The 25,628-nt window shown below is 68.8% G+C and carries 18 protein-coding genes and 1 tRNA gene; 8 read left to right on the top strand and 11 right to left on the bottom strand.

Going from position 1 to position 25,628, the window contains the following annotated elements; all coding sequences use genetic code 11:
• From U9983_RS14680 to U9983_RS14695, 4 genes are all read left to right on the top strand, one after another.
• A partial coding sequence (locus U9983_RS14680) for a replication initiator (protein WP_322754567.1) occupies positions 1-641 on the top strand: 641 nt, incomplete at its 5' end.
• Positions 642-671: 30 nt separating this feature from the next.
• On the top strand, positions 672-866 hold the full coding sequence (locus tag U9983_RS14685) for a helix-turn-helix domain-containing protein (protein ID WP_322754568.1): 195 nt from the start codon (positions 672-674) through the stop codon (positions 864-866).
• 190 nt (positions 867-1,056) lie between these two features.
• Positions 1,057-1,389 (top strand): hypothetical protein, encoded by a 333-nt coding sequence (locus tag U9983_RS14690; protein ID WP_322754569.1) that lies wholly within the window; start codon positions 1,057-1,059, stop codon positions 1,387-1,389.
• Positions 1,390-1,593: 204 nt separating this feature from the next.
• Positions 1,594-2,808, top strand: coding sequence for a site-specific integrase (locus tag U9983_RS14695; RefSeq protein WP_322754570.1), 1,215 nt, complete (start codon positions 1,594-1,596; stop codon positions 2,806-2,808).
• An 80-nt stretch (positions 2,809-2,888) separates the two neighbouring features.
• On the opposite strand, the gene U9983_RS14700 is transcribed toward U9983_RS14695, so the two are convergent.
• The 4 genes from U9983_RS14700 to glpK all read right to left on the bottom strand — a co-directional run bounded on the left by U9983_RS14700 (position 2,889) and on the right by glpK (position 7,221).
• Positions 2,889-2,961, bottom strand: a tRNA-Lys gene (locus U9983_RS14700).
• Between the two features lie 360 nt (positions 2,962-3,321).
• Positions 3,322-3,996 carry a hypothetical protein gene (locus U9983_RS14705; protein ID WP_322754571.1) on the bottom strand — a complete coding sequence of 225 codons (675 nt, stop codon included), beginning with the start codon at positions 3,994-3,996 and terminating at the stop codon, positions 3,322-3,324.
• A 177-nt stretch (positions 3,997-4,173) separates the two neighbouring features.
• The gene (locus U9983_RS14710) at positions 4,174-5,271 is read right to left on the bottom strand and encodes a Rieske 2Fe-2S domain-containing protein (RefSeq protein ID WP_322754572.1); all 1,098 of its coding nucleotides are present in this window, start codon (positions 5,269-5,271) and stop codon (positions 4,174-4,176) included.
• Positions 5,272-5,703: 432 nt separating this feature from the next.
• A complete protein-coding gene (gene glpK / locus U9983_RS14715; RefSeq protein ID WP_322754573.1) occupies positions 5,704-7,221 on the bottom strand; it encodes a glycerol kinase GlpK in 1,518 nt (505 codons plus the stop codon).
• Positions 7,222-7,713: 492 nt separating this feature from the next.
• Between glpK and U9983_RS14720 the strand changes: the two genes are divergently transcribed.
• A complete protein-coding gene (locus U9983_RS14720) occupies positions 7,714-9,267 on the top strand; it encodes a GAF domain-containing protein (protein WP_322754574.1) in 1,554 nt (517 codons plus the stop codon).
• 93 nt (positions 9,268-9,360) lie between these two features.
• On the opposite strand, the gene cydD is transcribed toward U9983_RS14720, so the two are convergent.
• The 5 genes from cydD to U9983_RS14745 all read right to left on the bottom strand — a co-directional run bounded on the left by cydD (position 9,361) and on the right by U9983_RS14745 (position 17,446).
• Positions 9,361-13,029, bottom strand: coding sequence for a thiol reductant ABC exporter subunit CydD (gene cydD / locus U9983_RS14725; protein ID WP_322754575.1), 3,669 nt, complete (start codon positions 13,027-13,029; stop codon positions 9,361-9,363).
• Positions 13,016-14,026, bottom strand: a complete 1,011-nt coding sequence (cydB, locus tag U9983_RS14730) for a cytochrome d ubiquinol oxidase subunit II (RefSeq protein ID WP_322748517.1) — start codon at positions 14,024-14,026, stop codon at positions 13,016-13,018. The genes cydD and cydB overlap by 14 nt, the downstream gene beginning before the upstream one ends.
• 85 nt (positions 14,027-14,111) lie before the next feature.
• Positions 14,112-15,518, bottom strand: a complete 1,407-nt coding sequence (locus U9983_RS14735; protein ID WP_322754576.1) for a cytochrome ubiquinol oxidase subunit I — start codon at positions 15,516-15,518, stop codon at positions 14,112-14,114.
• A gap of 170 nt (positions 15,519-15,688) precedes the next feature.
• Complete coding sequence (locus tag U9983_RS14740) at positions 15,689-16,558, bottom strand: universal stress protein (RefSeq protein WP_322754577.1); 870 nt, start codon at positions 16,556-16,558, stop codon at positions 15,689-15,691.
• Between the two features lie 252 nt (positions 16,559-16,810).
• Positions 16,811-17,446: a response regulator transcription factor gene (locus tag U9983_RS14745; protein WP_322754578.1), complete on the bottom strand. Its 636-nt coding sequence runs from the start codon at positions 17,444-17,446 to the stop codon at positions 16,811-16,813.
• Positions 17,447-17,535: 89 nt separating this feature from the next.
• On the opposite strand from U9983_RS14745, the gene U9983_RS14750 reads away from it, so the two are divergent.
• A complete protein-coding gene (locus U9983_RS14750) occupies positions 17,536-18,549 on the top strand; it encodes an Acg family FMN-binding oxidoreductase (RefSeq protein WP_322754579.1) in 1,014 nt (337 codons plus the stop codon).
• Between the two features lie 249 nt (positions 18,550-18,798).
• On the top strand, positions 18,799-19,857 hold the full coding sequence (locus U9983_RS14755) for an LLM class flavin-dependent oxidoreductase (protein WP_322754580.1): 1,059 nt from the start codon (positions 18,799-18,801) through the stop codon (positions 19,855-19,857).
• Positions 19,858-20,034: 177 nt separating this feature from the next.
• Here the strand turns inward: U9983_RS14755 and U9983_RS14760 are convergent, their stop codons facing one another.
• On the bottom strand, positions 20,035-21,297 hold the full coding sequence (locus U9983_RS14760) for a hypothetical protein (RefSeq protein WP_322754581.1): 1,263 nt from the start codon (positions 21,295-21,297) through the stop codon (positions 20,035-20,037).
• A 236-nt stretch (positions 21,298-21,533) separates the two neighbouring features.
• Here U9983_RS14760 and U9983_RS14765 point away from each other — a divergent pair, with 236 nt between their 5' ends.
• A complete protein-coding gene (locus U9983_RS14765; protein ID WP_322754582.1) occupies positions 21,534-23,573 on the top strand; it encodes a protein kinase domain-containing protein in 2,040 nt (679 codons plus the stop codon).
• Between the two features lie 21 nt (positions 23,574-23,594).
• On the opposite strand, the gene U9983_RS14770 is transcribed toward U9983_RS14765, so the two are convergent.
• A partial coding sequence (locus U9983_RS14770; RefSeq protein WP_322754583.1) for an ATP-binding cassette domain-containing protein occupies positions 23,595-25,628 on the bottom strand: 2,034 nt, incomplete at its 5' end.

Raw genomic sequence — 25,628 nt, forward strand, 5'->3', positions numbered from 1 at the left:
CTACCCATGTCGTCCGGTTCGGGGTGCAGGTTCGCGCGGACGGGGTGACCGCGAACAACAGCAACACCGGCCGGTTGATCGGCTATCTCACCAAGTACCTGACGAAGTCGTTGGATACCTGCCATGCCATCGCCACCGATGCGCAGCGGGCGCATGTTGACCGGCTCGCCGATGCCCTGCGGTACGAGCCGTGCTCGCCGGGCTGCGCGAACTGGCTGCTCTACGGCGTCCAACCGAAAAGCCCCCGCGGCGGGCTGGTGCCGGGGCGGTGCAAGGGCAAGGTCCACCGGCGCGAAACCCTCGGTTTCGGTGGACGCCGTGTGCTGGTCTCGCGGAAGTGGTCCGGGAAGACCCTTGCCGATCACAAGCAAGATCGGAAGGTGTGGATTCGGGAACAGCTCGCGGTCCTCGGCCATACCGACACCGACACCGGCGATGGCGGCCAGGGCGCCGCGCCCGACCGGGTCGTCTGGCAGCTTCTCCACCCGGGTGATCCGGCGACACCCCGCCGGGAACACCTGCTGCTGCGCGCGGTCGCCGATCGGCACCGCTGGCGCGCCCAACTCGACGCGGCCCATGCGGCCCGCGGAGATCCGCCCGCCGTTTCGGCAACCGACCCGAGCATGCCCCATGCGGCCTGAATCCTCGACCCGATGACGACCGGAGGAACCGTGCACAAGCTCCTTCTCACCCCCACGGAAGCCGCTGAGCTGCTCGGCGTGAGCCGCACAACGGTCTATGAGCTGCTCAACGCTGGCCAGATCGAATCCGTCCGGATCGGACGGGCACGGCGGATCCCGCGGGCGGCGCTCGTCGCCTACGTCGATCGGCTCCGTGGGCTCTGCGACGGGGAGGCGGCGGCATGACCACGCTCGCGCGCCGGCGGCGGGCTGGTGTTCGGCAACTCGCCCCGACCGGCCTGTTGGCCCGCGGTCCACCTGGGACACGTCGCAAGTCGTCGGAACAGAAAGATCGAGTAAGCGGCCCCGGCGGGTGCTCGAACACCACACCGGGACCTCGATCCGCACCCTTCCAATGCAAGGAGCGCAGACCGTGATGCCTATCATTCCGCCTGACCTCGACCTACCGCGCGACCCCTCCGACGGACAGCCCTTCGTCCGCCTCGACGCCCCCGGACACGGCTACTACGAGATGACCGTCAAACCCGGTGCCGGCCCCTTCGACATTGCCCGGACCGCCGTCACGATCCCCACCGACGCCGTCTTCGTGGAAGCCCTCGGGGACGTCGACATCGTGCTGGTGTTCCGCGCGATCCCCGGCACGGCGTTTCCGGCAACTCCCCGATCGCACGGGCCTGGTCCGGCCGGCGGCTGGGTGCCCGACATCGCCCCGTACCGCAGGGTGCCCGCGCAGTCCCAGCGGCCCTGACCGGTGGTCGCGGTCCTTCGCTTCTCCCCATTTTTCTTCCGTTCCTCTGATAGGCGCCTGATCTGCCGAGGGACCGGAACAGCCCCGACCGTCGGACGCCACGTCCCCGAGGATTCCCCTCCCTCTCATATCTTTCGGCAAGGAGTGATCTTCCACCATGTCTACTTGTGCTTGTGCTGATCGCAACCCGCGGGCGGTGGCCTGATGGCCAAGCGCGGGAACGGTGAAGGCTCGATCTACCAGCGCAAGGACGGCCGGTGGGTCGGCTCGGTGCATGTCCTGACACCGGACGGCCGGCGCATGCGCAAGAGCGCCTACGGCGCCACCCGTAAGGAAGTCGCGGCGAAACTCGTCGAACTGGTCTCCAAGACACAGCAGGGACAGCCGGCATCGGAGGACGCCCGACGCGTCGGCGAGTACCTCGAAACCTGGCTGGCCGACGTGGCCCGCCATCGCCTGCGGCCGACGACCTACCAGGACTACAGTCGCAACGTTCGTAACCACCTGATCCCCGGTCTCGGCACCAAACGGCTCGGTGCGCTCCGGCCCGCCGACATCCGCACGTTCCTCGTCGCGAAACGCGAGGAAGGACTCAGCGCCCGTACCGTCCAGTACCTGCACGCGATCCTGCGCGCCGCGCTGCAACACGCCGTCCGGGAAGAACTGCTCTCGCGCAACGTCGCGAAGCTCGTGCAACCCGGCCCGGTACGCCGAGACGAGGTCCGCCCGCTCACAGCCCAGGAAGCACGGACGCTGCTGGCGGCGGCGAAAGACGACCGGCTGTACCCCGTATACGCCGTGGCGGTCGCGCTCGGCCTGCGCCGCAGTGAGGCACTCGGCCTGTCCTGGGCAGACGTCGACCTGGTCGGCCGGACCCTGACCGTCCGCCAGACGCTGCACCGTTCCGGCGGGCAGCTCGTCCTGTTCGCCCCGAAGACCGCCCGGTCCCGCCGGACCATCCCGCTACCAGCAATCTGCGTCGATGCGCTGCACGCCCATCAGCGACGCCAGCGCGCGGAACGCGCCCAAGCCGGGGAAACCTGGCGGGAAACCGGGCTGGTCTTCACCACGACGATCGGCACCCCGATCGAACCGCGGAACCTCAACCGCCACTTCTACGCCCTGTGCGCCAAGGCCGGTGTCCGCAAGGTCCGCCTTCACGATCTTCGTCATACCTGTGCGTCGCTCCTGCTCGCCCAGGGCGTGCCGGCGCGGGTCGTCATGGAACTACTCGGACATTCCGCAATCGCCGTCACGATGAACGTCTACAGCCACGTCATGCCCGCGGCCTCCCGCGACGCCACCGATAAGATCGGCTCGCTCCTCGGTGAGGACCCTGACGCACCGACCGGCGACGCTGCAACGACCGACACCGACAGCGGGCCAGAGGATCAGGACGACCAGGGAAGCGCAGCATGACCGGGGACGTTGCTGTCACGGTTGCTGTCAAGATCGAGAAAAAGCAACTACCTAAAGCGATAACCGCTGGTCAGGATGGGTGCGCCGCCAGGGACTTGAACCCCGAACCCGCAGATTAAGAGTCTGCTGCTCTGCCAATTGAGCTAGCGGCGCGCGTCGCCTTGCGACGGATCTGAATGTATCAGGTCCAGGGACGATCGAGGTCCACCAGTGGCCCCAGCCGAAGCCAACGTGACGACAAGGAGCCGCGATCAGGCGACATGTCCGGCGGCACGGCCGACCCGAGCGGCCGGCCAACCGGGATGGACGGGACTGGTCGGCCGGAGCCACCGGACGGACCGGACGGACCGGGCGGACCGGGCGGGGGCAGCGCACGAGTGGAAGGTCGACGTACATCCAACGCCCGAAATACCCTATATACGGACGGGAACCTTCCACTCGTGGTGCGTGGCGGCACACCACTCGTCGTGATACGTGGCGGCGCCGGGCACGGCTTGAGCGGCTGGAGAGCGGTCAGCCGTTCTCACAACCGGTACCGTCGTGATTACCGTCGAGCTTGAACGGGTCGGGCAGGCGCACCCGCAGCGGGCCCTGCACATAGTTGGGGCCGTCGCCCGAGCCGCCGGCACAGTCGTAGTCGCCGATCCCGTCATGAAGGCAGACATCGGGGTAGGCGGGGTCACAGTTGCCCGCCGGTGCGGCCGCCGCGGTCGTCGCCGGCCGCGGCGCGGGCGCAGCCGCGGGGGCCTGGGCCGATGGTCGGGATACCGGATGTGTAGTCGGGGCCGTGGCGGCGTTCCCGGCTGCGGACACGGCGGCGGACGCGGACGTGGTCGCGACCGCTACGGCCGGTTGCGGGGCCGGCGGGACCTCGCCAGCCGTCGGGGTCACCGGCCCAGCTGCGACGGCCTCGCCGACAGGGAACCCGAGCGCGGCCGACGGGCTCGGTGACGCGGACGGGCTGGCGGACTGGCTCTGCGAGCTCGACACCGCCAGCGATGTGACCGCGACCGGGCCGGGGTTGCCCCCGACGGCCCCGAGCACGAGGGCGCACAGGAAACTCGCTCCAGTGATGAATCCGGCGGTACGGCGGTTGTGGACGTGCAGCCGGTGCAGGTGTCCGCGCACCAGCCCGACGAGCCCGACAACCATGATGACCAGGACGACAAAACTACAAAATCCCAGCATGAAGCCCCCCCGTGAGCGTGACGGGTGACTGTAGCGCATACCGGAACAACGGCATGGCGCACCCACCCGGCCCTGTCACGGGCCGGGCGCCAGGTCCACGCTGAATACAGGTTCACGCCGACCGCGGGTTCGCACTGAATGCGGATTCACACCGGATGCCGCACGAGGGCGCGTCTCCTACGCGCTGGCGGTCGATTCCTCCGGCATGGGGTCGCCGAAACGCCAGCCCGGCACGATGCCACGGTTGAAAAAGCTGCGGAACTCCCGTACGGACGGGCCGTCCGGCTTCACCCAGAGAGTCTTCTCGGGCATCCGCAACCATTTCAGAACGTCCATGTCGGCATAGGCGTTCCGTTGGACGGTGAGCCACATCATGCGGGCGAGCGCGTGGTTGAGCGGAGCGAACAGCGGCCCCGGGCCGATCTTGCGTACCACGACCCGCCACGTGAAGATCGTGAGATCGTCCCGAATGGGTGTACCACCGAGGACCATCGTCAGCATCGGCCCGGAGCGGTCGATCGTGGCGTCCTTCTGCGTCCGGTAGATGGCCGCGGACGGCCCGATCATCTCGATGAACGCGAACGGCTTGAACCACCGCTGGACCTTGTTCCGGCTCGCGTCGTCGGCCGGCCGGAGCTGGTATTCAAGACGCTCCTCCTTGTTCACCAGGACCGCGTACTCAAGGCGCCCGGTGCCCTTGTGGGCGTTCGGGAAGTGGTAGATGTCGGAAACGTGCTCCGCTACCGGCAGCAGTTTCCCGTGCGCGATGTAGACCTGACCCTTGAGGTTGAGGTACTTCTTGGAGTCAGCGTAGGAGACCTCCGTGAACTCGCCGACAGGCTCCGGCCCGTACCAGAACCAGATGTTGCCGGCGTGTTCACGGACGGGGATCGACCGTTGGCCCGCCCGTGGCGGGATCTTCGACCGATCCAGCCCCGGGATGACGTCGCAGCCGCCGTCAGTCCCGAATTCCCAGGCGTGGTAACCGCATTTGATCCGATCATCGACGACGGTCCCGCAACGGGCGAGGTCAGCACCCATGTGGCAGCACTGACTGTCGATCATTCCGACGTCGCCGTTCTTCCCTCGGAAGAGCGCGAACTGATGAGACATGAACTCCACGGGAATGACCTGACCGGGCACGAGATCTTCACTGAACCGGGCGAAATACCAGCCCAGCGGATAGTCGGTCTTCTGTTCCTCGTCCATCGACTGGCCTTCGAGGAGCCGTCTGTCATATGCCTTCAGTTGTCTCTGCCATTTCGACTTCGACACGGGTCCTCCGGGAGTCCTACGTCTTCCAGGGCGAGTGTGCACGAAGCGGCCGGCATATCCAACTAACATATCCAACCGGCATACCAGGCCGGCACCAGGATGATGACGCTGCCGACCGGCCGCTCCGTGCGGCAACACATAATCGACGTTAGCATGCAATCCACACCGGATCCCGCCGACCCCGATGCGTGACCGAAACAACAAACAGCGCCCGGCAGCGAGGTAACACGGTAACGGCGGCGTTTCGGACGGGCCGCCGTCGGCGGGGTCACTCTGTTATCAGGGCCATACCGATAGGGCGGACCGTTTCCGGCGGAGTAGGCTGGCGTCTTCCCGCGGCGGCCGGACAGCCCTTCACCGCCCACTCATTCCGACCGTTGGGCGGTGCGTGAATGTCCACTCTTTCTCGGTCCAGGAAATACTGTTGGTGACTCAGCCCACATCCACCCAGTTCAGGGTGCGTTCAACCGCCTTACGCCAACCCGCGTACCCGCTTTCGCGCCGGTCGAACGACCACTCGGGTTCCCACCGGCGGTCCTCCCGCCAGTGCGCGGCGAGTTCGTCGGTGTCCCGCCAGAAGCCCACCGCGAGGCCGGCCGCGTAGGCCGCGCCCAGGGCCGTCGTCTCCGCGATCACAGGTCGGCTGACGGGGATCCCGAGGATGTCCGCCTGCGTCTGCATGCACAGGTCGTTGGCTGTCACACCGCCGTCGACCCGCAGGACGTCGAACACCACACCGGAGTCCTGACCCATCGCCTCGGCCAGGTCGCGGCTGGCGTAGCAGATCGCCTCCAGGGCGGCGCGGGCCAGATGCGCCCCGGTGTGGAAGCGCGACAGGCCCACGATCACGCCGCGCGCGTCCGACCGCCAGTACGGCGCGAACAGCCCAGAGAAGGCCGGGACGAAGTAGAGGCCGGCGCTGTCGGGCACCTGCCGGGCCAGCGCCTCACTCTGCGCCGCGCTGGCGATGATGCCGAGATTGTCCCGCAGCCACTGCACCGCCGAGCCCGTGACCGCGATCGAGCCTTCCAGCGCATACACGGGATCCTGGTCACCGAACCGGTAGCCGACCGTGGTGAGCAGGCCGTGACCGGACCACACGGCCCGCGTTCCGGTGTTCAGCAGGAGGAAGTTGCCGGTGCCGTAGGTGTTCTTGGCCTGGCCGGGGGCGAAGCACACCTGGCCGACGGTTGCGGCGTGCTGGTCCCCGAGCGCGGCGGTCAACGCCACCTCGCCGCCCAGCGGCCCGGCCTGCGTGGTCGTCCCGTAGCCGGCCGGCTCGGATGACGACCGGATCGTCGGGAGCATGGCGGGCGGGATGTCGAACAACGACAGCAGCTCGTCGTCCCAGTCGAGGGTCTGAAGGTTCATCAGCATGGTGCGGCTGGCGTTTGTCACATCCGTCACGTGCACCCCGCCGTGCGGACCCCCGGTGAGGTTCCACAGCAGCCAGCTGTCCATGGTCCCGAAGATCGCGTCACCCTGTTCCGCCGCCCTGCGGACCCCGTCCACGTTGTCGAGAATCCACTGGATCTTGGCCGCGGAGAAGTAGGTCGCCGGCGGCACCCCGGCCTTGCTCTGGATGATCTGACCGCGGCCGTCTCGGATCAGCGCCGACGCGAGCCGGTCGGTTCGGGTGTCCTGCCAGACGATCGCGTTGTAGTAGGGCTGGCCGGTACGGGGGTTCCACACGACGGTGGTCTCCCGCTGGTTGGTGACGCCGAGCGCCACCAGGTCGGACGACCTGAGGTGGGCTCCGGCCAACGCCGATTGGATGGCCACCGCCGTACGTTCCCAGATCTCCACGGGATTGTGCTCGACCCATCCGGAGCAGGGCAGGATCTGCTGGTGCTCCAGTTGGTGGCGCCCGACCTCGTTGCCATCATGATCAAAAATCATGAAACGGGTGCTCGTGGTGCCCTGGTCGACCGCTCCGACGAAGTCGCTCATCGCCCGCTTCCTCCTACCGCCTGTGGCCGCAGGCGAGGGTCACCCGGACCATGCCGTACCGATGCCGTACCGGAAACACGTCGGCCCACGCCCTCGACTATTTTCGCCACGACCGGTGGACATTCACATGTTCCGTTGAGTCGGATTTGCGAATCATCGCCCGATCACGGAAACCTACCCCGATGATTGCCGGCCGACTCCGCGCCGGCGTCAGATACTAACAATCTTCCGGCGGATCCGACGGCGAATCCGATCGGTGGTGAAGAGAATCACCCGGAAGCGCGGCAGCCGGTGGGTCACCAAGGCCGTCTCCGACGCCTGCCGCGGCCGCCGAGATGATTCGCGCGACGTTGCCCGACTGACGGATCAACCCGCCGCCGGCCGTAATACGTTGAGATCGTCATGGACGCGGAAACTGGAAGCGGGAACGCCGTGCAACCATACGGCGACGATTTCGTGACCCATCGGGTCGATCGGGCGAAGGACCTGATCGTGACGCAGAGTCGCTTACGCGGTCTGTTGCGCGCAAGCCGCATGGTTGCCTCCGACCTGAGCCTGTCCGTCGTGCTCACCCGCATTGTCGAAGCGGCCTGTGATCTCGTCGATGCCCGCTACGGAGCACTCGGCGTGATCGCCCACGACCAGCACCTCGAGCAGTTCATCCATGTCGGCTTCGACGAGAGCATGGTTCGCCGGATTGGTGATCTTCCTCGTGGCAAGGGCATCCTCGGCCTGCTCATCCGCGAACCCTACCCACTGCGGCTCGACGACATCACCACCGATCGCCGGGCGGACGGCTTCCCAGCCGGGCACCCGCCCATGCACAGTTTCCTCGGCGTTCCGATCCGTATCGGAACCAAGGTCTTCGGCAATCTCTACCTGACGGACAAACAGAACGCGTCGCGTTTCACCGCGGAAGACGAGGAGCTCGTGCAGGCACTCGCCGCAAGCGCTGGTGTCGCCATCGAGAACGCACGTCTTTTCGAGGAGTCCCAGCGCAGGCAACGCTGGTTGCAGGCGTCCGCCGACATCACCCGCCATCTGCTGGCTGAGGCACCGAACCCACTGGAGCTGATTGCGCGCAGAGCCCAGGAAGTCGCCGACGCCGACTTCTCCGCCGTTCTACTGCCGCGATCCTCGCCCGAGGAACTCATCGTGCAGGTCGCGACCGGCGACTACCCCGACGGGCTGGTCGGCACCGTTGTTCCCGCGTCCGATCCGCTGGCCGGGCGCAGCGGCCCGCTGATGGTCATTCCGCTCATCGCCTCGGGCGACAGTGTCGGCGCGCTCGTTCTCGGCCGGCGTACCGACGGCCGACTGTTCACCGATGCCGACATCGACATGGCGTCGGGATTCGCCGGGCATATCGCGCTGGCGCTCGAACTGGCCCAGGCCCGCGCCGACCGTGACCGGATAGCCGTCCTGGAAGAACGCGACCGCATCGCCCGCGACCTGCACGATCACGTGATCCAGCGGATCTTCGCCACGGCGATCGGGCTGCAGGGCCTGGTCGCGCAGACCGAGGCGACCAACCAGCAGTCCGAACGGCTCACCTCCTACATCGATGATCTGGACGAGACCATCGGGCAGATCAGGACGACCATCTTCCAACTGCGCCGACGCGGCCGCCAGAACCTCCCGAGCCTGCGTGGGCAGCTCCTCGACATCGTCGACGACGCCACCTCCTCCCTCGGGTTCACCCCGCACCTGCGGTTCGAGGGTGCCGTGGACTCAACCGTCTGTGACGTTGTCGGGGAGCATCTGGTGGCCGTCCTGCGGGAGGCCCTGTCCAACGTCGCCCGGCATGCGCGGGCGACGCAGGTGCACGTGACGGTCTGGTCCACCGACGGAGAAGTCCGGGTGGATGTGATCGACAACGGGATCGGCGGCGTGGATCCCGATGGGCGCAACCACTCCAGTGGGTTGGCCAACATGCGCAGCCGGGCCGAGGAGCTGGGGGGCAGGTTCATCGTGTTCTCCCCCGCCGGCGCCGGCACCCGACTGTCGTGGTCGGCCCGCACCCGGGTACCGGATCAGGACGCCTAGGGCGTCTGCGGCGGGTCCTGATCCGGTCACCCCATCCGGTCCCATCCGGTCCCATCCGGTGACCCCATCCGGTGACGCCATCCGGTGACGCGGTCAGGCGGCGTGACGCAGGGCGGGCATCTCCCCGGCAATCCCGTCGGCGGTGCCCGCCAGTGTCACGACCGCGTCCAGCTCGTCGAAACCGCTGGTGCGGTGAGTGATGAGCAGGAGGGTCCGGCCGCGGGTCACGTCCAGGATCGTGCGCATCACCGCGGCCTCGGTCACCGGATCAAGGTGTGCGGTTGGTTCGTCGAGGATGAGCACCCGTGGATCGGCGAGCAGCGCGCGGGCCAGCAGCAACCGTTGACGCTGGCCGCCGGACATCCGCTCGCCGTCCGCCCCGACCCGGGTCACCAGGCCGTCCGGCAGGGCCGCGACCCAGTCGGCGAGCCCCACCCGGGCGAGCACGCCGGTGAGCTCCGCGTCAGCCGCCCCGGGACGCGCGATCAGCAGGTTCTCCCGCACCGTCGCGTCGAACACGTGCGCATCCTGTGTCATCCCGGTGACACTTCGATACAGCTCGTCGGTTCCGACGTGCCGCAGGTCCACCCCACCGACCTCGACCCGGCCCGCCACAGGGTCACGGAAGCGCAGCAGCAGGTCGACGACGCTGCTCTTGCCCACGCCGCTGGCCCCGACGAGCGCGACCCGGCTGCCGGCCGGTAGGTACAGATTGAAGCCGTCGAGCACCAGCGGGCCGTGCGGGCCGTACCGCAGGCGAACGCCGGCCATGCGGACGTCGAGTGGGCCGGCGGGCAGGGGTCGGGGCCGAGCGGGCTCGCCGACCGGCGGCTCGCGGTCGAGGACCGCGAAGACCCGACCCGCGGCCTGGCGGGCTTCGGCGAGTGCCGCGAAGGCGCCGGTCAGGCCTGCCAGCGGCTCGAAGGCGGCGATCGTGGTGAACACGACCACGCCGAGCATCACCGGGGACAGCACCGCGCGGTGCACGGCGTCCACCCCGACGACGCTGATGGCCGCCAGCGTGAGGCCGGCGGCAAGGGAACCGGTCGCCGTCCCCCACGCCGGTGACCGCTGCCACGGCCCGACCAGCCGCAGGATCTCGTCGTCGCGGCGGCGCAGCAGCGCAAGCCGGGACCGGACCGCGCCGAACGCGACAAACTCGTCCAGACCGTCGAGCAGGGAGACGATCTCGGTGTCCCTGCGCGCCCGCGCCAGCGCGGTGGCGGTGACCGTCCCACGGGTACGGCGGGCGGTCACCGGCCCGGCGATCACCGCGGCCACGGCGAGACCGACCGCCAGGACGGCGCCCGCGGCCGGCAGCACGACCGCAACACCGATCGCCGCCCCGGCACAGACAAACGCCGCGGACACGGCCGGGCCCACACCCCGCAACAGCGACTCCCCGACCCCGTCGACGTCCGCGGTGAAACGGCGCAGCAGGTCCCCGCGCCGATGGCTACCAAGACCCGCGGGAGCGAGCGGGACCAGCCGCGCGAACACCTCCGCACGCAGCTGCGCCAGCCCGCGCAGGGCAGCGTCGTGACTGGCAAGCCGCTCAACGTAGCGAAAGGCCGGCCGGCCGAGCCCGAAGGCACGTACGGCGACGACCGCGACCATCAGCGTGAGCACCGGTGGGTGCTGCGCCGCCCGGACGATCAGCCAGGCCGAGGTGGCGGTCAGGCCGATGCCGCACCCCAGGGCGACCGCCCCGGCAAGGATGCCGAGCGCGAACCGTTGCCACGCCGAGGCGAAGAGCACCAACGCCCGCCGTGGCAACACTCCCGACAGACCGGCGGCCCCGGCGGCCCCGACAGCACCGACAGCACCGACAGCACCGACAGCACCGACAGCGGCAGCAGGGACAGGATCGGGGACGATGGCAATCGGGACGACGACGGGTGTTGCAACGGGAACGCCCGGTGGACACAACGGCGTGGGTACCGTCGTGCGGTCGTCGGTCACCCGTCCCGCCGAGATTGTGATCACCCGATCGGCGACCCCGGCAAGCACGTCGGAGTGCGCCACGAGTACCACCGTGGCATGTCCGCGCAGCGCCGCGACCGCCGCGGCCACATGCTCCTCCGCGGCGGCGTCCAGGCTTTCCCCCGGTTCGTCGAGCAGGACCAACGCGGCGTTGCGGACCAGTACCCGGGCCAGCGCCACCCGGCGTAGCTCACCGGCTGACAGCTCCCCGCCGTCCTCGCCCACGGCACGGCCCGCCGGTGGCGCACCCGCGGCGGCCAACGCCGCGGTGACCTCGGCGGCACCGGCGCCCGGCCGTCCCAGCCGGACCTCGTCGGCGACCGTGCCACCGCAGACCGCATGGGGACGCTGCGGCAGCCAGGCGATCCGGGCCCGCCAGCCGGCCGGGTCAAGGGCGGCGAGATCGGTGCCGTCCACCAACACCCGGCCCTGCGCCGGGATGAGCGCCCCACGCAGCAGGGCCAGCACCGTGCTCTTACCAGCGCCGCTCGGCCCGACCAGCGCGACGATCTCCCCGCGACGGATGGTCAGGTCGACGCGCTGCGCATGGCGCAGCTGCACCCCGTCCAGCCGCAGTGTGTCGAACTGAACGGGAACGGGAACGGGAACGGGAACGGGAACGGAAACCGGCCGCCGGCCGGCCGAGCCGCCGGCCACGGTGCGGGTGCCAGCGCCGGTGGGCACGACGCCGGTGGGCACGGCGTCGATCGCATCGAGGGCGGCGGCGGCCGCGGTCAGGCCGGACACGGTCGCGTGATACTGCGTGCCGACCTGGCGCAGCGGCAGGTACACCTCCGGGGCGAGCAGCAGCGCGACCAGCCCGCTACGCAGGTCGAGTGAGCCCGACACCAACCGAAGTCCGACCGACACCGCGACCAGCGCCACCGACAGGGTCGCCAGCAGCTCCAGAACGAACGACGATACGAACGCCCAGCGCAACGCCACCATGGTCTGTTCCCGGTAGGCATCGGTGATCCGGCGGATCACCTCCACCTGAGCCTTCGCCCGATTGAAGATCTTCAATGTCGGCAAGCCCTCGACGACGTCGAGGAAGTGCCCGGACAACCGGCCGAGCACCGCCCACTGCTGGTCGGTCCGAGCCCGGGTGGCGAGCCCCACCAGCACCATGAAGATCGGTACCAGTGGGAGGGCGACGGCGAGCATGATCGCGGATGTGAGGTCCGCACCGGCGATGCGGACGAGCAGGAACGGCGGGACGACCACCACCGTGACCAGGGCCGGTAGAAAGCGGGTGAGGTAGGCGTCCATACCGTCGAGGCCGGCGCCCGCGGTGACCGCGAGCGCCCCCGATCCGCCGTCCCGGTCCCGCCCGCCGCCGCCATGTTCGCCGGACGCCTGCTCGACGGACGCCTGCTCGCCGGATACCCGCTCGCCGGACGCCTGCTCGACGGCCAGCTGTTCCACGACCGCCCCGAGCATGGCGGCACGCAGATCCGCCGAGACCGCCGGGGCAGTCCGCTGCGCGGTCCGCTCGGACAACCAGACCACCACCGACCGGGCGGCGACGACCGCAATGAGAACCGCGACCCCGATCCCGGTTCCGGCCCCGATCCGGGCGCCGTCCCAGGCGCCGCTGTGCCGCCCGACCAGGGCCGTCGGATCCGTGACCACGACCTGACCCGTGACCACGATATCGGCCAACACCGTTGTCTGGATCACCACCAGGACCCCCGACGCGACCGCGAGCGCCCCGAACCGCACCAGGTAGCGGCGCAGGGCCGGCACGGTGCGCAGCAGCCGTGGATCAACCGGTCTCATGGGATCCCGCCAGATCCGCCCCGACCAGCCGCCGTCGGAAGACCCAGTACGACCACGCCTGGTAGCCGAGTACTACCGGGGTGAACAGAACCGCCACCCATGTCATAACGGTGAGTGTGTAGGCCCCGGACGCCGCGGCGCTGATGGTCAGACTGTTCCCGGGCGTGCCGCGGGCCGGCAGCACATCCGGGAACAGGGCGGCGAACCAGCTTGCCACCAGCAGGGCGATCGCACCGGCGGTGCCGGCGAACGCCAAGCCGTCCCGTTCGCCGAACCAGGCCAGAACGGCAAAACCCAACGCGAGCAGAGCCGTGGCCGCGACTGCCGCCGAGGCGATTCCACCACGGATCGTGACCGTCCACACAACAAGGGCGGCAAAGGCGACCAGCGTCGGCACGGCCAGGCTCCGGGTCACCAGGCGGGCGCGATCGCGTACCGCGCCGCGGGTCTTGAGCGCCAGGAACACAGAGCCGTGCAGAACGCACAGCAACAGCATGGTCACCCCACCCAGTAGGGCGTAGGGGTTCAGCAGGTAGAGAAAGCCACTCGTCACGTTATGGTCGGGGGTCATCTCCAGGCCCCGCACCATGTTCGCGAAGGCGACCCCGAACAGCAGCGCCGGCAGCACGCCGCCGATCACGATCCCCCGGTCGCACCAGGCCCGTCCGGCCGCGGTGGTGGCCTTGCCGCGGTACTCCAGGGACACCCCACGGATGATCAATGAGAACAGGACGAGGAACAGCGCAAGGTACATTCCGCTGAACAGGCTCGCATACCACTCCGGGAATGCGGCGAACATCGCCCCACCCGCGGTGAGCAGCCAGACCTCGTTGGCGTCCCACACCGGGCCGATGGTGCCGAGCACCGCCCGTCGGTCGGTCTCGTCGCTCCCGCCGACTACCGGCAGCAACGCGGCCACGCCGAAGTCGAAGCCTTCCAGGACGAAGAAGCCGACCCACAGGACGGCAACCAGTACGAACCAGAACTCCTCAAGCATCGCCCTACTCCTACCCGGCCGCCAGGCACGCGATCATCGCTTGTCTCGCGTGCCCGGCGGCTCTACGGTCAGCGGTCCTGGGATGTCAGTAGGCGAGCGACGGCAATGCCTCGCCAGGCCGGGATCGGCCGCCAATGGTCACGTTCGGGTTCAGGGCTGGTATCTCGTGCCGCCCGTGGCGCAGGAACAACTGCAGCGCGACGGCTGCCAACGCTCCGTAGATGACCGTGAAGCCGGCCAGAGTCGCGATCACCGCTGTCGTGGAGACCCCGGGCGACACGGCGTCGGATGTGCGCAACAGGCCGAACACGACCCACGGCTGGCGGCCCATCTCGGTAAAGATCCAGCCGGCGGTGTTCGCCAGATACGGCAGGGCCGAGGCCCACACGAATGCGAGCAGGAGATAGCGTCCGCCGGGCAGGTGGCCGCCGCGCATCCGCAGCAGCCCGAGCAGGGCAAGGCCGAAGTAGGCCGCACCGAGCCCCATCATGGCGCGGAAGTTCCAGAAGGTGACGCCCATCACCGGGGTGTAGTCACCCGGGCCGTACCTCGCGACCTCGGCGGCCTGCAGGTCGTTGACGCCCCGGACCGTCCCGGAGAACGTGTTGGTCGCCATGAAGGACAGCAGGTACGGCACCTTGATGTCGATCTTGTTCTCGCCGTGCGAGACGTCACCGTAGGCGAACAGCGAAAGCCCCGCCCCGCGTTCGGTGTCCCACAGCGCCTCGGCGGAGGCCATCTTCATCGGCTGCTGGCGGGTCATGACCTGCCCCTGGAAGTGCCCGGAGATCATTACCGCGACCGACGCGACGGCGCAGACGACCAGGCCCAGGTGCACGGCCCGCCGGTGCAGCTCCACCTGGTGGCCCCGCCGCAGGTGCCAGCAGGACAGCCCGACCACCACGGCCCCGCCGGTCAGCAGCGAAGCCGCCAGCACGTGCGGGAAGGTGACCAGCTGCGTCGGGTTCGTGAGCACCGCCCAGATCGAGGTGAGCTGCGCGTGCCCGGTGTCGGGGTTGATCCGGTAACCGACCGGATGCTGCATCCACGAGTTTGCCGCCAGGATGAAATAGGCGCTGATCACCGTTCCCAGCGACGCCAGCCAGATGGTGGCGAGGTGGACGTTCTTGGAGAGCCGGTCCCACCCGAAGATCCACAAACCGAGGAAAGTGGACTCCAGGAAGAACGCGATCAACGCCTCCATGGCCAACGGCGCGCCGAAGACGTCGCCGACAAAGCGCGAGTAGTCCGACCAGTTCATTCCGAACTGGAACTCCTGGACTATTCCTGTGACCACCCCCATCGCAAAATTGATGAGCATCAGCTTTCCCCAGAAGCGGGTCAGGCGGAGCCATTCAATGTGGCCGGTCCGGTTCCACGCCGTCTGCATGACCGCGACCAGCAGCGACAGTCCGATTGTCAACGGGACGAACAGAAAATGGTAGACCGTGGTGATGGCGAACTGCCAGCGGGCTATCGTGTCGTGACTCATCTGCCTTCCCTTTCATCGAACCGTTGATTGCGGCCGCCGGCGATGCGACAGAACGACGATCGCATCACCTTTGGCCAAGCCGAACCGTTGATTGCAGCCGCCGGCGATGCGACAGAACGACGATCGCATCACCTTTGGCCAAGCCGAACTGGGGAGTCGGGCCTTTAGCCCTAGCGGATAACAGCGACCGGGCACGGAGCGTGCGTCACAACCTGGTGGCCGACGGACCCGAGCAGCAGACCGCCGAACCCGCCGTGGCCGCGGGCACCGACCACCAGCAACTGGGCCGCACGGGCGGCCACGATCAGGCCGTACGCTGCCGCAGCGGCCACCAGGGTGGCCTCGACGGCAATGTCAGGATTGCGTGCGAGCCCTTGTTCAACAGCGGTGTCAAGGGTGATGCCGGCAGCCTTTTCCAGCTCCGCCTCGTCGAACAAGGGAAGGCCGGCGGCATTCGGCGGCGGTTGGGGTTGCCAGCAGTGCGATACCAGCAACGGAACGTGACGCATCCTCGCCTCGGCCGCAGCCCAGCGCAGTGCCGTCAGGGACGGCGCCGAGCCGTCGACGCCGACAAGAATCGGGCGACGGTCCGGCTGCGGTGGAGCCGGACCGCGTACGACCACCACCGGAACGGGGGCTTCCTGCACGCATCGCGCACTGACCGAACCGACGAACGTCCGGCGCATCCGGGCGAGCCCGCGTGCGCCGACAACGAGCATCAACGCGTCCCGGGACTCCTCGACGAGGGCGTCCGACGGCGCGTCGTAAACCGTCCTTTCCACGACATCGACACCGAGGTCACAGGGATGCGTCCGCCGGACCGCGTCATGCAGCACCTGCATTGCCGCACGCTCGAGGTCGTCGACGCCGATCGACGGCGAAATGTCGTCCACAACACGTGGACGCCCGCCCGAACCCCAGGCGAGTACCGCTCGTATCCGCGCGCCGGTCAACGCTGCGTGCACCAAAGTCCAGCGCAGGGCCAACTCGGCATCCGCGGACGCATCGATTCCCACCACGATATCGGATGTCGTCTCCACCCTGTTCACCCTCGCAGCGCCCGGCGACGCGAACGAGAGCGATTCGGGTAGACCGCGGGACCGAAAGTCCCGCCAGCGCGGGCCCGTCAGGCGGAAAGTCCGCCAGCACGGGCCCGTCAGGCGGGAAGTCCGCCAGCACGGGCCCGTCAGGCGGGAAGTCCGCCAGCACGGGCCCGTCAGGCGGGAAGTCCGCCAGCACGGGCCCGTCAGGCGGGAAGTCCGCCAGCACGGGCCCGTCAGGCGGGAAGTCCGTCAGCCGGAAATCTTGGTGGCGAACACCGCCGCCTGCGTCCTGCTGGTCAGACCGAGTTTCTCCAGGATGGAGGACACGTTGTTCTTGACTGTTTTCTCAGCGAGATGAATCCGGCTGGCGATCTGGCGGTTGGTCAGCCCCTCGGCGATCAGGCCGAGGATCTGACGCTCCCGCTCGCTGAGGGCCGAGAGCATGCGGTCTTCGGGCGCGCCGTCGCGCAACCGGGTCAGCACCCGCTGGGTGACCGCGGGATCGAGCATGGACTGGCCGGACGCCACCGTCCGGACGGCACCGATAAGATCGTTACCTCTGATCTGCTTGAGCACATAGCCGGCGGCGCCGGCCATGATCGCGGCAAAGAGAGCTTCGTCGTCGTCGTGGGATGTCAGGATCAGGCAAGGGACCTCCGGTGTACCGGAGCGGATGTCACGACACACATCGATGCCGCTGCCGTCGGGCAGGCGCGCGTCGAGTATGGCGACGTCAGGACGTAGCGCCGGGATGCGCCGCAGGGCCTCGGCCACCAGGCCGGCCTCCCCCACGACCTTGATGTCGCCCTGGCTTTCCAGTAGCTCGCGCATCCCGCGCCGGACGATCTCGTGGTCATCGAGAACGAATACGCGGACAGGCTCCACCGAACCGACGATACCCGCCGAAGGGGCCTTAGCGACCATGGATCGCAGGCAACAGGACATGACAGACCGAAGGGCCTACCGTCGTGTGGGTGACTAGCAGCGACACTCTGTCGAAGGACCTCGCCCGCACGGTCGTCGAGACAGCGGGTCTGGCCCCGTCAATCCACAACACCCAGCCGTGGCGTTGGCGAGTGAGCGCCACCGGCTTGGACCTCCTGGCCGATCTCTCCCGCCGGCTCGACGTCGCCGACCCCGATGGTCGTCAACTCCTGCTGAGCTGCGGCGCGGCACTCCTGCACGCCCGCCTCGCCATCCGCGCCGCCGGGCTCATCCCAACCGTGACGATCTTCCCGGCGACCCGCGACGATCTTGACGCCGGACCGTTGGCCACGATCCACATCAGCCCTGCCACGGGCGCCCAACCGGCTGATCCCGAGAACGACGTGCTGCTCGCGGCAACCCGCCATCGGCGCACCGACCGCAGGCCCTTCGACCCACGCACCCTGGAACCGGACGCGCTGCGGGCGCTGCGGCGGGCGGCCGAGGTGGAGGCTGGGTGGCTGGTGTCCCTGGACGACGCCGACCTGCGCATCGACACGAGCGTGCTGATCGCCCGCGCCGACTGGTTGGAGAACCACGACCCGGCCTATCGGGCGGAACTTACGGCATGGAGCCGAACCACCGCGGATGCGGTCGACGGCATACCCCGTGATGTGGTGATCAGCTCAGATCAGCCGCGGCAGTCCGAATTCACGATCCGTGACTTCAATGTGGTCGGTGAACCCGGCCTGGCACTACAGCAGACTGACGTGGAACGTCCCATGGTGGTCCTGATCGGCACCGACGGCGACACGCCGGCCGATCGCCTGCGAGCCGGCCAGGCCATGGAACGGGTTCTGCTGACCGCGACCGCGCGGGGTATCGCCACGTCTCCGCTGGGTCAGGCAGTTGATCTTGAGGCGACCCGGGAGCTGCTGCGGCATTCGATCGGTGGCCTCGGGCACATCCAGATGATCATCAGGGTCGGCTACCCGCTGCCGGACGCCGAGCCGTTGGAGGCGACACCCCGCCGGTCGGTCGACGACATCCTGCGGTTCGAGTGAACGGGTTCGAGTGAACGGGTCCGCATGAACGCGCGCCCGGGTACGAAGGTGCCGGCCGCGCAGGTCGCCTCTCGGCGCGTGGTCGCTCGCAGCGACAATGGGGTGAGCCCGGGGGCCATGTCACGGCCGGCACCTCACCACAGTACCGGGTTCCGGGCCGTCGCATCGTGCTGCGGTCAGATCGCCGGAGACGTTGCACGGGACGAGAGCCGGGAAGTTCCTCGTGGATGCCGGCGGTTGTCCTTTGAGGTGAGCCTCAACCGCGCCGTACCCCTGTCCGTCCTCGACCTGGTGCCGGTCGCATCAGGTTCAACGCCCACCCATGCGGTGCGCAATACCCTTGACCTGGCACGCCACGCCGAACGGCTTGGCTACACCCGGTACTGGATCGCCGAACACCACGGCATGCCTGGGATCGCGAGCTCCGCGACCTCCATCCTGATCGGACAGGTCGGGGCCGCGACGAGCGGCATTCGGATCGGCTCGGGCGGAATCATGTTGCCCAACCATGCACCGCTCGTGATCGCCGAGCAGTTCGGGACCCTCGGAGCACTGTTTCCGGGACGGGTCGACCTCGGCATCGGACGGGCACCTGGAACGGACGCGGCAACCGCCCGAGCGCTGCGGCGCTCGGCCGGCCCGCTGTCCGCCGATGACTTCCCCGCCCAGCTCGCCGAGCTCGTCGCCTTCCTCGGCGGCACCTTCCCCCCCGATCATCCACTGCGGACGGTGACCGCCGTTCCGCAGAGCGACATGCCGCCGATCTGGTTGCTCGGCTCCAGCGGCTACAGCGCCCAGGCCGCCGGGATTCTCGGCCTGCCGTTCGCCTTCGCTCACCACTTCAGCTCGGCCAACACACTTCCGGCACTTGATCTGTACCGGTCGACGTTCCGCCCGTCGCCGGGCCGGGACCGGCCCTACGCGATGGTTGCCGCTGCTGTCCTGTGCGCGGAAACCGACACGGCCGCGCAGTGGCTTGCCGGGCCGACCAAACTGGCGATGTTGCGGCTGCGGCAGGGGCAGCCGGGCGTGTTTCCCAGCCCCGCGGAGGCCCATGCGTATCCCTGGACGCCGGCCGAACGCGCCGCAGCCGACAGCGCGACGGCGTCCCACATCGTCGGGTCGCCCGAGACCGTCCGGGTCGGCCTGGACGCGCTCATCGACGCGACGGACGCGGATGAGATCATGATTACGACGAACGTCAACCCGCATGCCGACCGGCTGCGTTCCTACGAACTGATCGCCGAGTTCGCGGACCTGTCACGCCACCCCGTGTCCGGTGGGGCACCAGCGAGCCGTACCGGATGAAATCCATGGCGAACGTGTGCCCGAATCCCAGCGAATGACGATGTGTGACGCGCCTGCATCCAGTTTGATCTGACTCGCAGGTCCGCCGGGTGGGGGCGAGACCGGGCAGCCCACGGGGGGAGCTGCCCAGCGCCTCCACCACGGCGTAGCGCCGGCACAGCGCTGGGCGGGCAGGCGTCAGGACGTCAGGACCGCGGCGCTGACATAGGCGAGGCTGAACTGGGTGTCGGACCTGGCGCCGGCCGGGTCCACACAGAAGACCGAGACCGTCACGTCGCCGGCGGTGGTGCCGCGCGGTGAACTCCAACCACCGATCGCGCACCGGTGGGTCGGCTCACCGTAGGGGATGACCTCGACGGTGTCCGGGGTGCGGCCGGCCGCCGGGAAGGTCACCTCATACGCACCGGCCGAGAGGTGCCGGACGGTGTTCGCCTTGCCGGCGCTGTTGGCGGTGTACCGGTCCCACACCTCCACCGTCCTGCCCAGGGGCGGCTGCACGATCTTCCCTGAGCCGGCGACCTCCTGGCCGGTGAAGGCATGCCCGAACGGCACGTTGTCCGCCCCGATCATCGCGTGCTGATTGGTGTAGATGAGGACGAACGGGGTGTCGGTCCAGGTCTCGCCCACGGCGCAACCGACGAAGATGGTCTGCCGGTCGGCCTTCTCGTCCCGGCCGAGCGGGTTGCAACCGGCCGGGGTGGAGCCGATCGCGTTGACCTGGAGGTTGTTGCCCTCCCGGGCGGAATAGGTCGGACCGACCAGATCGATCGAGTAGTGCCCGACCCCGATCCGGTTGATCGAGATGGACGCGGCCGGGCCGGCGGCGTCGTAGTGGTCGCCCGCCGGGGTCGACGCCTGGCCGGGGGCGTCGTCGCGAAAGTAGGTATAGGGCGGCGGGACCGACACCGACGCCCCGGTGGGGGTCGGGCTCACCCCCTGCCCGCGGAAGTACGTGTCGGAGAAGGTCGACGGCGCACGATAGGACGCCGGCGCGAAGGTGAACAACGCGGTGAACCGCGAGTCGGCGTAGTCCCCGGCCGGCGACCGGCAGGACAGGGTCACGTCCTCGGCCGAACCCGACCGTACCCACCGCTCGGTGTGGCAGCTCACGGGCTGGTCTCCGACCGCGGACGCCACCGCGGCACCGCGCCCGCCGGGTACGCCGATCCCCGGGAACGTCACGCTGTAGCGACCGACATCCCGCCGGACCACCGTCGCCGCCGCACCACTGCCGCCCGCCGCACCACTGTCGCCCGCCGCGGACTGCCAGCTGCCGGCCTGAACAAAGGGCGCGGGCGTCCGCGCGACGTCAAGGGGCGGCGCAGCCTCGTCCGAGCGGACAAAGCCCCACACCGGCGCGGTGGGGTCGGTCGCCGGTGGCGCAGCTGTGGGTGACCCACCCGAACCGGCGCTTGACGCCGCCGCCGACGCAGGCGACACCGGTGAACTCGCATTACCACAACCCACCGCTAACAGAAAAGCGGCCACCACACCAACAAACACAGAAGCGCTTACCGAAGACAACCGTCGCGACCGCGCCATACCAGGAGCATGTCATGCCTGATCCGATGGGAAAGCCGGGAGTCAGCGAGACGACCGCGGGAGTACCTTGAAGACCTGTCCGGCCGGTCTGAGCGGACGTTGCGAATGGCACGCGGTCTGGGGGTAGGTCGACAATGACGGCGCCGGATGCGGCTCTGAACGCACAGATGGCCCCGCTGGGTCCCCACGACCCCGCCCAGCTCGGTGCTTACACCCTGCTGGGCACGCTCGGCCAGGGCGGAATGGGAACCGTCTATCTCGGGCGCACCGAAACCGGCCGGCTGGTCGCCATCAAGGTGATCCGGGCCGACGTGGCCGACGACCACGAGTTCCGGTCGCGTTTCCGGCTGGAAGCCGAAACGGCCCGCCGGGTCGCCCGGGTGTGCACCGCCGAGGTACTCGACGCGGCACCGGATGCCGAACAACCGTATCTGGTCACCGAGTTCATCGAGGGCCGGACGCTGGCGAAGTTCGTGACCGAGAACGGCCCGCTGTCGGCGGCGAACCTTGAGCAACTCGCGGTCGGCGTTGCCGCGGCCCTGACCGCGATCCACAGCGCCGGCATCGTGCACCGGGACCTCAAGCCCTCCAACGTGGTGCTCTCCCCCTTCGGGCCCCGCGTCATCGACTTCGGGATCGCCCGCGCGCTGGACACCGTCAGCGACCTCACCGGGGACCTCCAGCAGCTCGGCACCCCCGCCTTCATGGCACCCGAACAGATCCAGGGCGAGCCGGTCACCCCGGCGGTGGACATCTTCGCCTGGGGCGGGCTCATCACCTTTGCCGCGACCGGCCGCTACCCCTTCGGCGAAGGCAGCGCGCAGGTTCTGCTCTACCGTGCGGTGAGCGAGGAGCCCCGCCTGGACGGGCTGGACAGCCCCCTGCGCGAGATCGTCGCGAGCGCGATGGTCAAGACTCCCGCAGCCCGACCGAGCGCGCAGCAGCTGATGCTGCGCCTGCTCGGCGAGCCGCTGTCGACAGAGCAGGTCGACCCCGAGGCAACGGTCACCCAGGTGTTACGCGACTGGCAGCTACCCGCGCCCGGTGGCGCGTCCGGTGGCGCGTCCGGTGGCATTGCAACGCGCGGCACCCGTGGGACGTCCACGCCGGCCACCGTTCGGGGCGACAGCCCGCTGCCGCGGCCCCGCCGCCGGACGGCGCTGGTCGTCGCGGGCAGCGGGGTCGCGGTGGCGGCGGTGGCCGGGGCGGTGCTGGCGCTGGCCACCAGCTCCGACCCGGGCGACAACCAGGCGAAGGTCACCGACATCCTGCCGAAGGCCGCTGTCGCGCTCGGCGACGACACGCTGGTCTACTCCAGCGAGCAGGACGGCAAGAAGGACATCTTCAGCGCGCAGGTCGGCCCGAACGGCCTGGTGGGATCGCCGCGAAAGCTGACCCACGATACGGATCCGGACACGCTCCCGGTGATCGTCGGGCCCAGACGCAAGACCGTCCTCTACACGGTGGGTGACTCCTCCCCCAGCCTCAAGGCGATCGCCGCCGACGGCAGCGGCGTGCCGATCTCCCTTTTCACCGCCGGCCCAGCGCTGGACGTCCAGCTCGCGCCGGACGCCCGGGCGTCGGTCGACCCCACCGGGAGGTTCGTCGTGATCAGGGCTACCCGCGGCCCGAACGACGGCTCAACCGGCCTCTACGTCATCGCGATGGACGGGTCGAGCGTCCGGCAACTACCCGTACCCGCCGGGGCCACCGACCCGTCCTGGTCACCGACGGACAACCGGATCGTCTACTTCGTCAGCGAGAACGGGAGCAACGGCGGCAAGCTGTTCACCGTCGACGCGTTCAACACCGGCGCCCAGCCCGTCGCACTCACCGACGGTAGGGACGGTCTCGACGCCGACCCGTGCTGGTCAGCGGACGGCAAGAGGATCGCGTTCCGCCGCAGCGCCGGTACGAACCTCGCCGAGATGGACATCTTCGTTATGGACGCCGCCGGTGGCGCAGCCGCGCAGCTGACCAACGCTCCCGGTCAGGACCAGGACCCGTCGTTCGCCGCCGGGGACGACAAACGGATCGCCTTCACCAGCCAGCGCGACGGCGTCACCAACCGCGAGATCTACGTGACGGACGCGAACCGCCTCGACGATGCCCACGCGCAGCGGCTGACCCCGTTCAACGGTCTGAACGCCACCCCCCGCTGGCAGTCCGGCTGAGCGCGGGGGGCGGCGTCGCGGCTACGCGGGCTTGCGCTTGGCGGTCTTCGGGTCCATCCGGCGGATCAGGAAGGCCGTGGCGATGACGCAGATCACGCCGATCCCCACGCCGCCGGCGATGTCGGTGAGGTAAGCCGCCGATGTGTTCTTGAAGAACGGGTCAAAGACCACCTTGTTGTTGATCAGCTTGGTGGGATCCGGACTGCCCGGACCCTGCACCTGGCCGGCCAGACTGATCGTGTTCAGGTCGCCGACCGAAGCCAGGGAGGCAAAACCCCAGCGGGCCGGCGCGATCAGGCTGATCTCCTCCAGGCCGGGCTTGCCGTGGACGGGCAGGATGCCACCGCTGAACACCAGCTGCGCCATGGTGAGGAGCACGAGCAACGGCATGGTCTTGTCCGCGTTGTCGACCAGCGCGGAGATGACGAGACCCAGCATGGCCGAGGACAGCGATACCACGATCACCGCGATCAGACACTCGACCAGGGAGTTTCCGAGCACGACACCGTCCGCGGGCTGCCGACCGACCAGACCGATCAGGGTGAACGGGATGGCCTGCAACGTCGTGATCAGCGTCAGAACGAGGATCTTCGAGCCGATGTAGGCGCTCCGGGACAGCCCGATCGCCCGTTCCCGGCGGTAGATCGCCCGTTCTTTGACGATCTCCCGGACCGAGTTCGCCATCCCCATGAAGCAGGCGCACAACACCATCACCAGCAGGATCGTGCCGGCATCCGAGTTAGGTGTGCGATCCCCTAGAACAGGGGCGCTGAAGCTGCCGGGTATCGCCCGCGGGATCAGCCCGAGCAGGAACGGGAACACGACGATGAGCCGCAGGTAGGACTTGTCGGACGCAACCACCGCCAGCGTCCGCCGACTTAACGTGATCAGCTGGGAGAACACCGACTGCTGGCGGATGCTCGGCAGGTCTTCGCGCGCCGGGCGGGCCGACGGCGCGGTCACCGACGCGGGCACGTAGTAGCGCGACTGGCGGAACCGGGCCGCCGACTCCGCGCCCGGTGTCGCCTCCAGCATCAGGAAGACATCCGGGTAGTCCTTCTTCCCGAAGAAGGACAGCGCGTCGCGCGGCGGGCCGAAGTAGGCGACGTACCCGCCGGGGGCGAGTACCAGGACGTAGTCGCAGAGTTCCAGCTGGGCCACGCTGTGGGTGACCACGACGACCGTCCTGCCGTCGTCGGCCAGCTTGCGCAGCGACTCCATGACGTTCTTGTCCATGCCCGGGTCGAGCCCGGAGGTGGGCTCGTCCAGGTAGAGCAGGGTGGGCTTGGTCAGCAGTTCCAGCGCGACGCTGGTGCGCTTGCGCTGCCCGCCCGACAGCTTGGCCACCTGGGTGCCGGCATGCTCGGTGAGATTGAGCTCCGCGAGGACCTCGTCCACCCGGGCGCCGCGTTCGGCCTTGGTCGTGTCCGGCGGGAACCGCAGCTCGGCGCCGAACTCGAGGGCCCGCCGCACGGTCAGGGTGGTGTGGAGCAGGTCCTCCTGGGGCACGTAACCGATACGGCGGCGCAACTCGTCGTACTCGGAGTACATGTTCCGACCGGCGTAGCGCACCTCGCCCTTGTCGGCCGGGCGGAACCCGGTGAGGGCGTTGAGCAGGGTGGACTTGCCCGCGCCGCTCGGCCCGACCACCGCCAGCAGCGCACTCCCACGCAGCCGGAAGGTCATGTCGTGCATGAGCTGTTTCTGGCCGGCCCACACGTTCAGACCGTCGGCCTCGAAGCTGACGTCTCCGGAGTCGATGTACTCGACGAGCTCGTTGCCGACAAGCTGGAACACATGGTGACCGACGGCAATCACCGCGCCCTGCGGTACCGGCTCACGGACGATGCGCTTGCCGTTGACGAACGTGCCGTTCGCGGACTCGAGATCGGCGATCTCCACATCGCCGGCGTCGGTCCCGCTGTGACCGACGAACAGCTCCGCATGCCGGCGGGAAGCCAGCAGGTCACCCACGACGATGTCGTTGTCGCGGGACCGCCCGATGGACATCCTGCCGGGGTGCAGCGGGTAGGCCGTCTGGCGTTCGTGCTCACG

It is taken from the genome of Protofrankia sp. Cas3 (assembly GCF_963555955.1).
GTDB lineage: Bacteria > Actinomycetota > Actinomycetes > Frankiales > Frankiaceae > Protofrankia.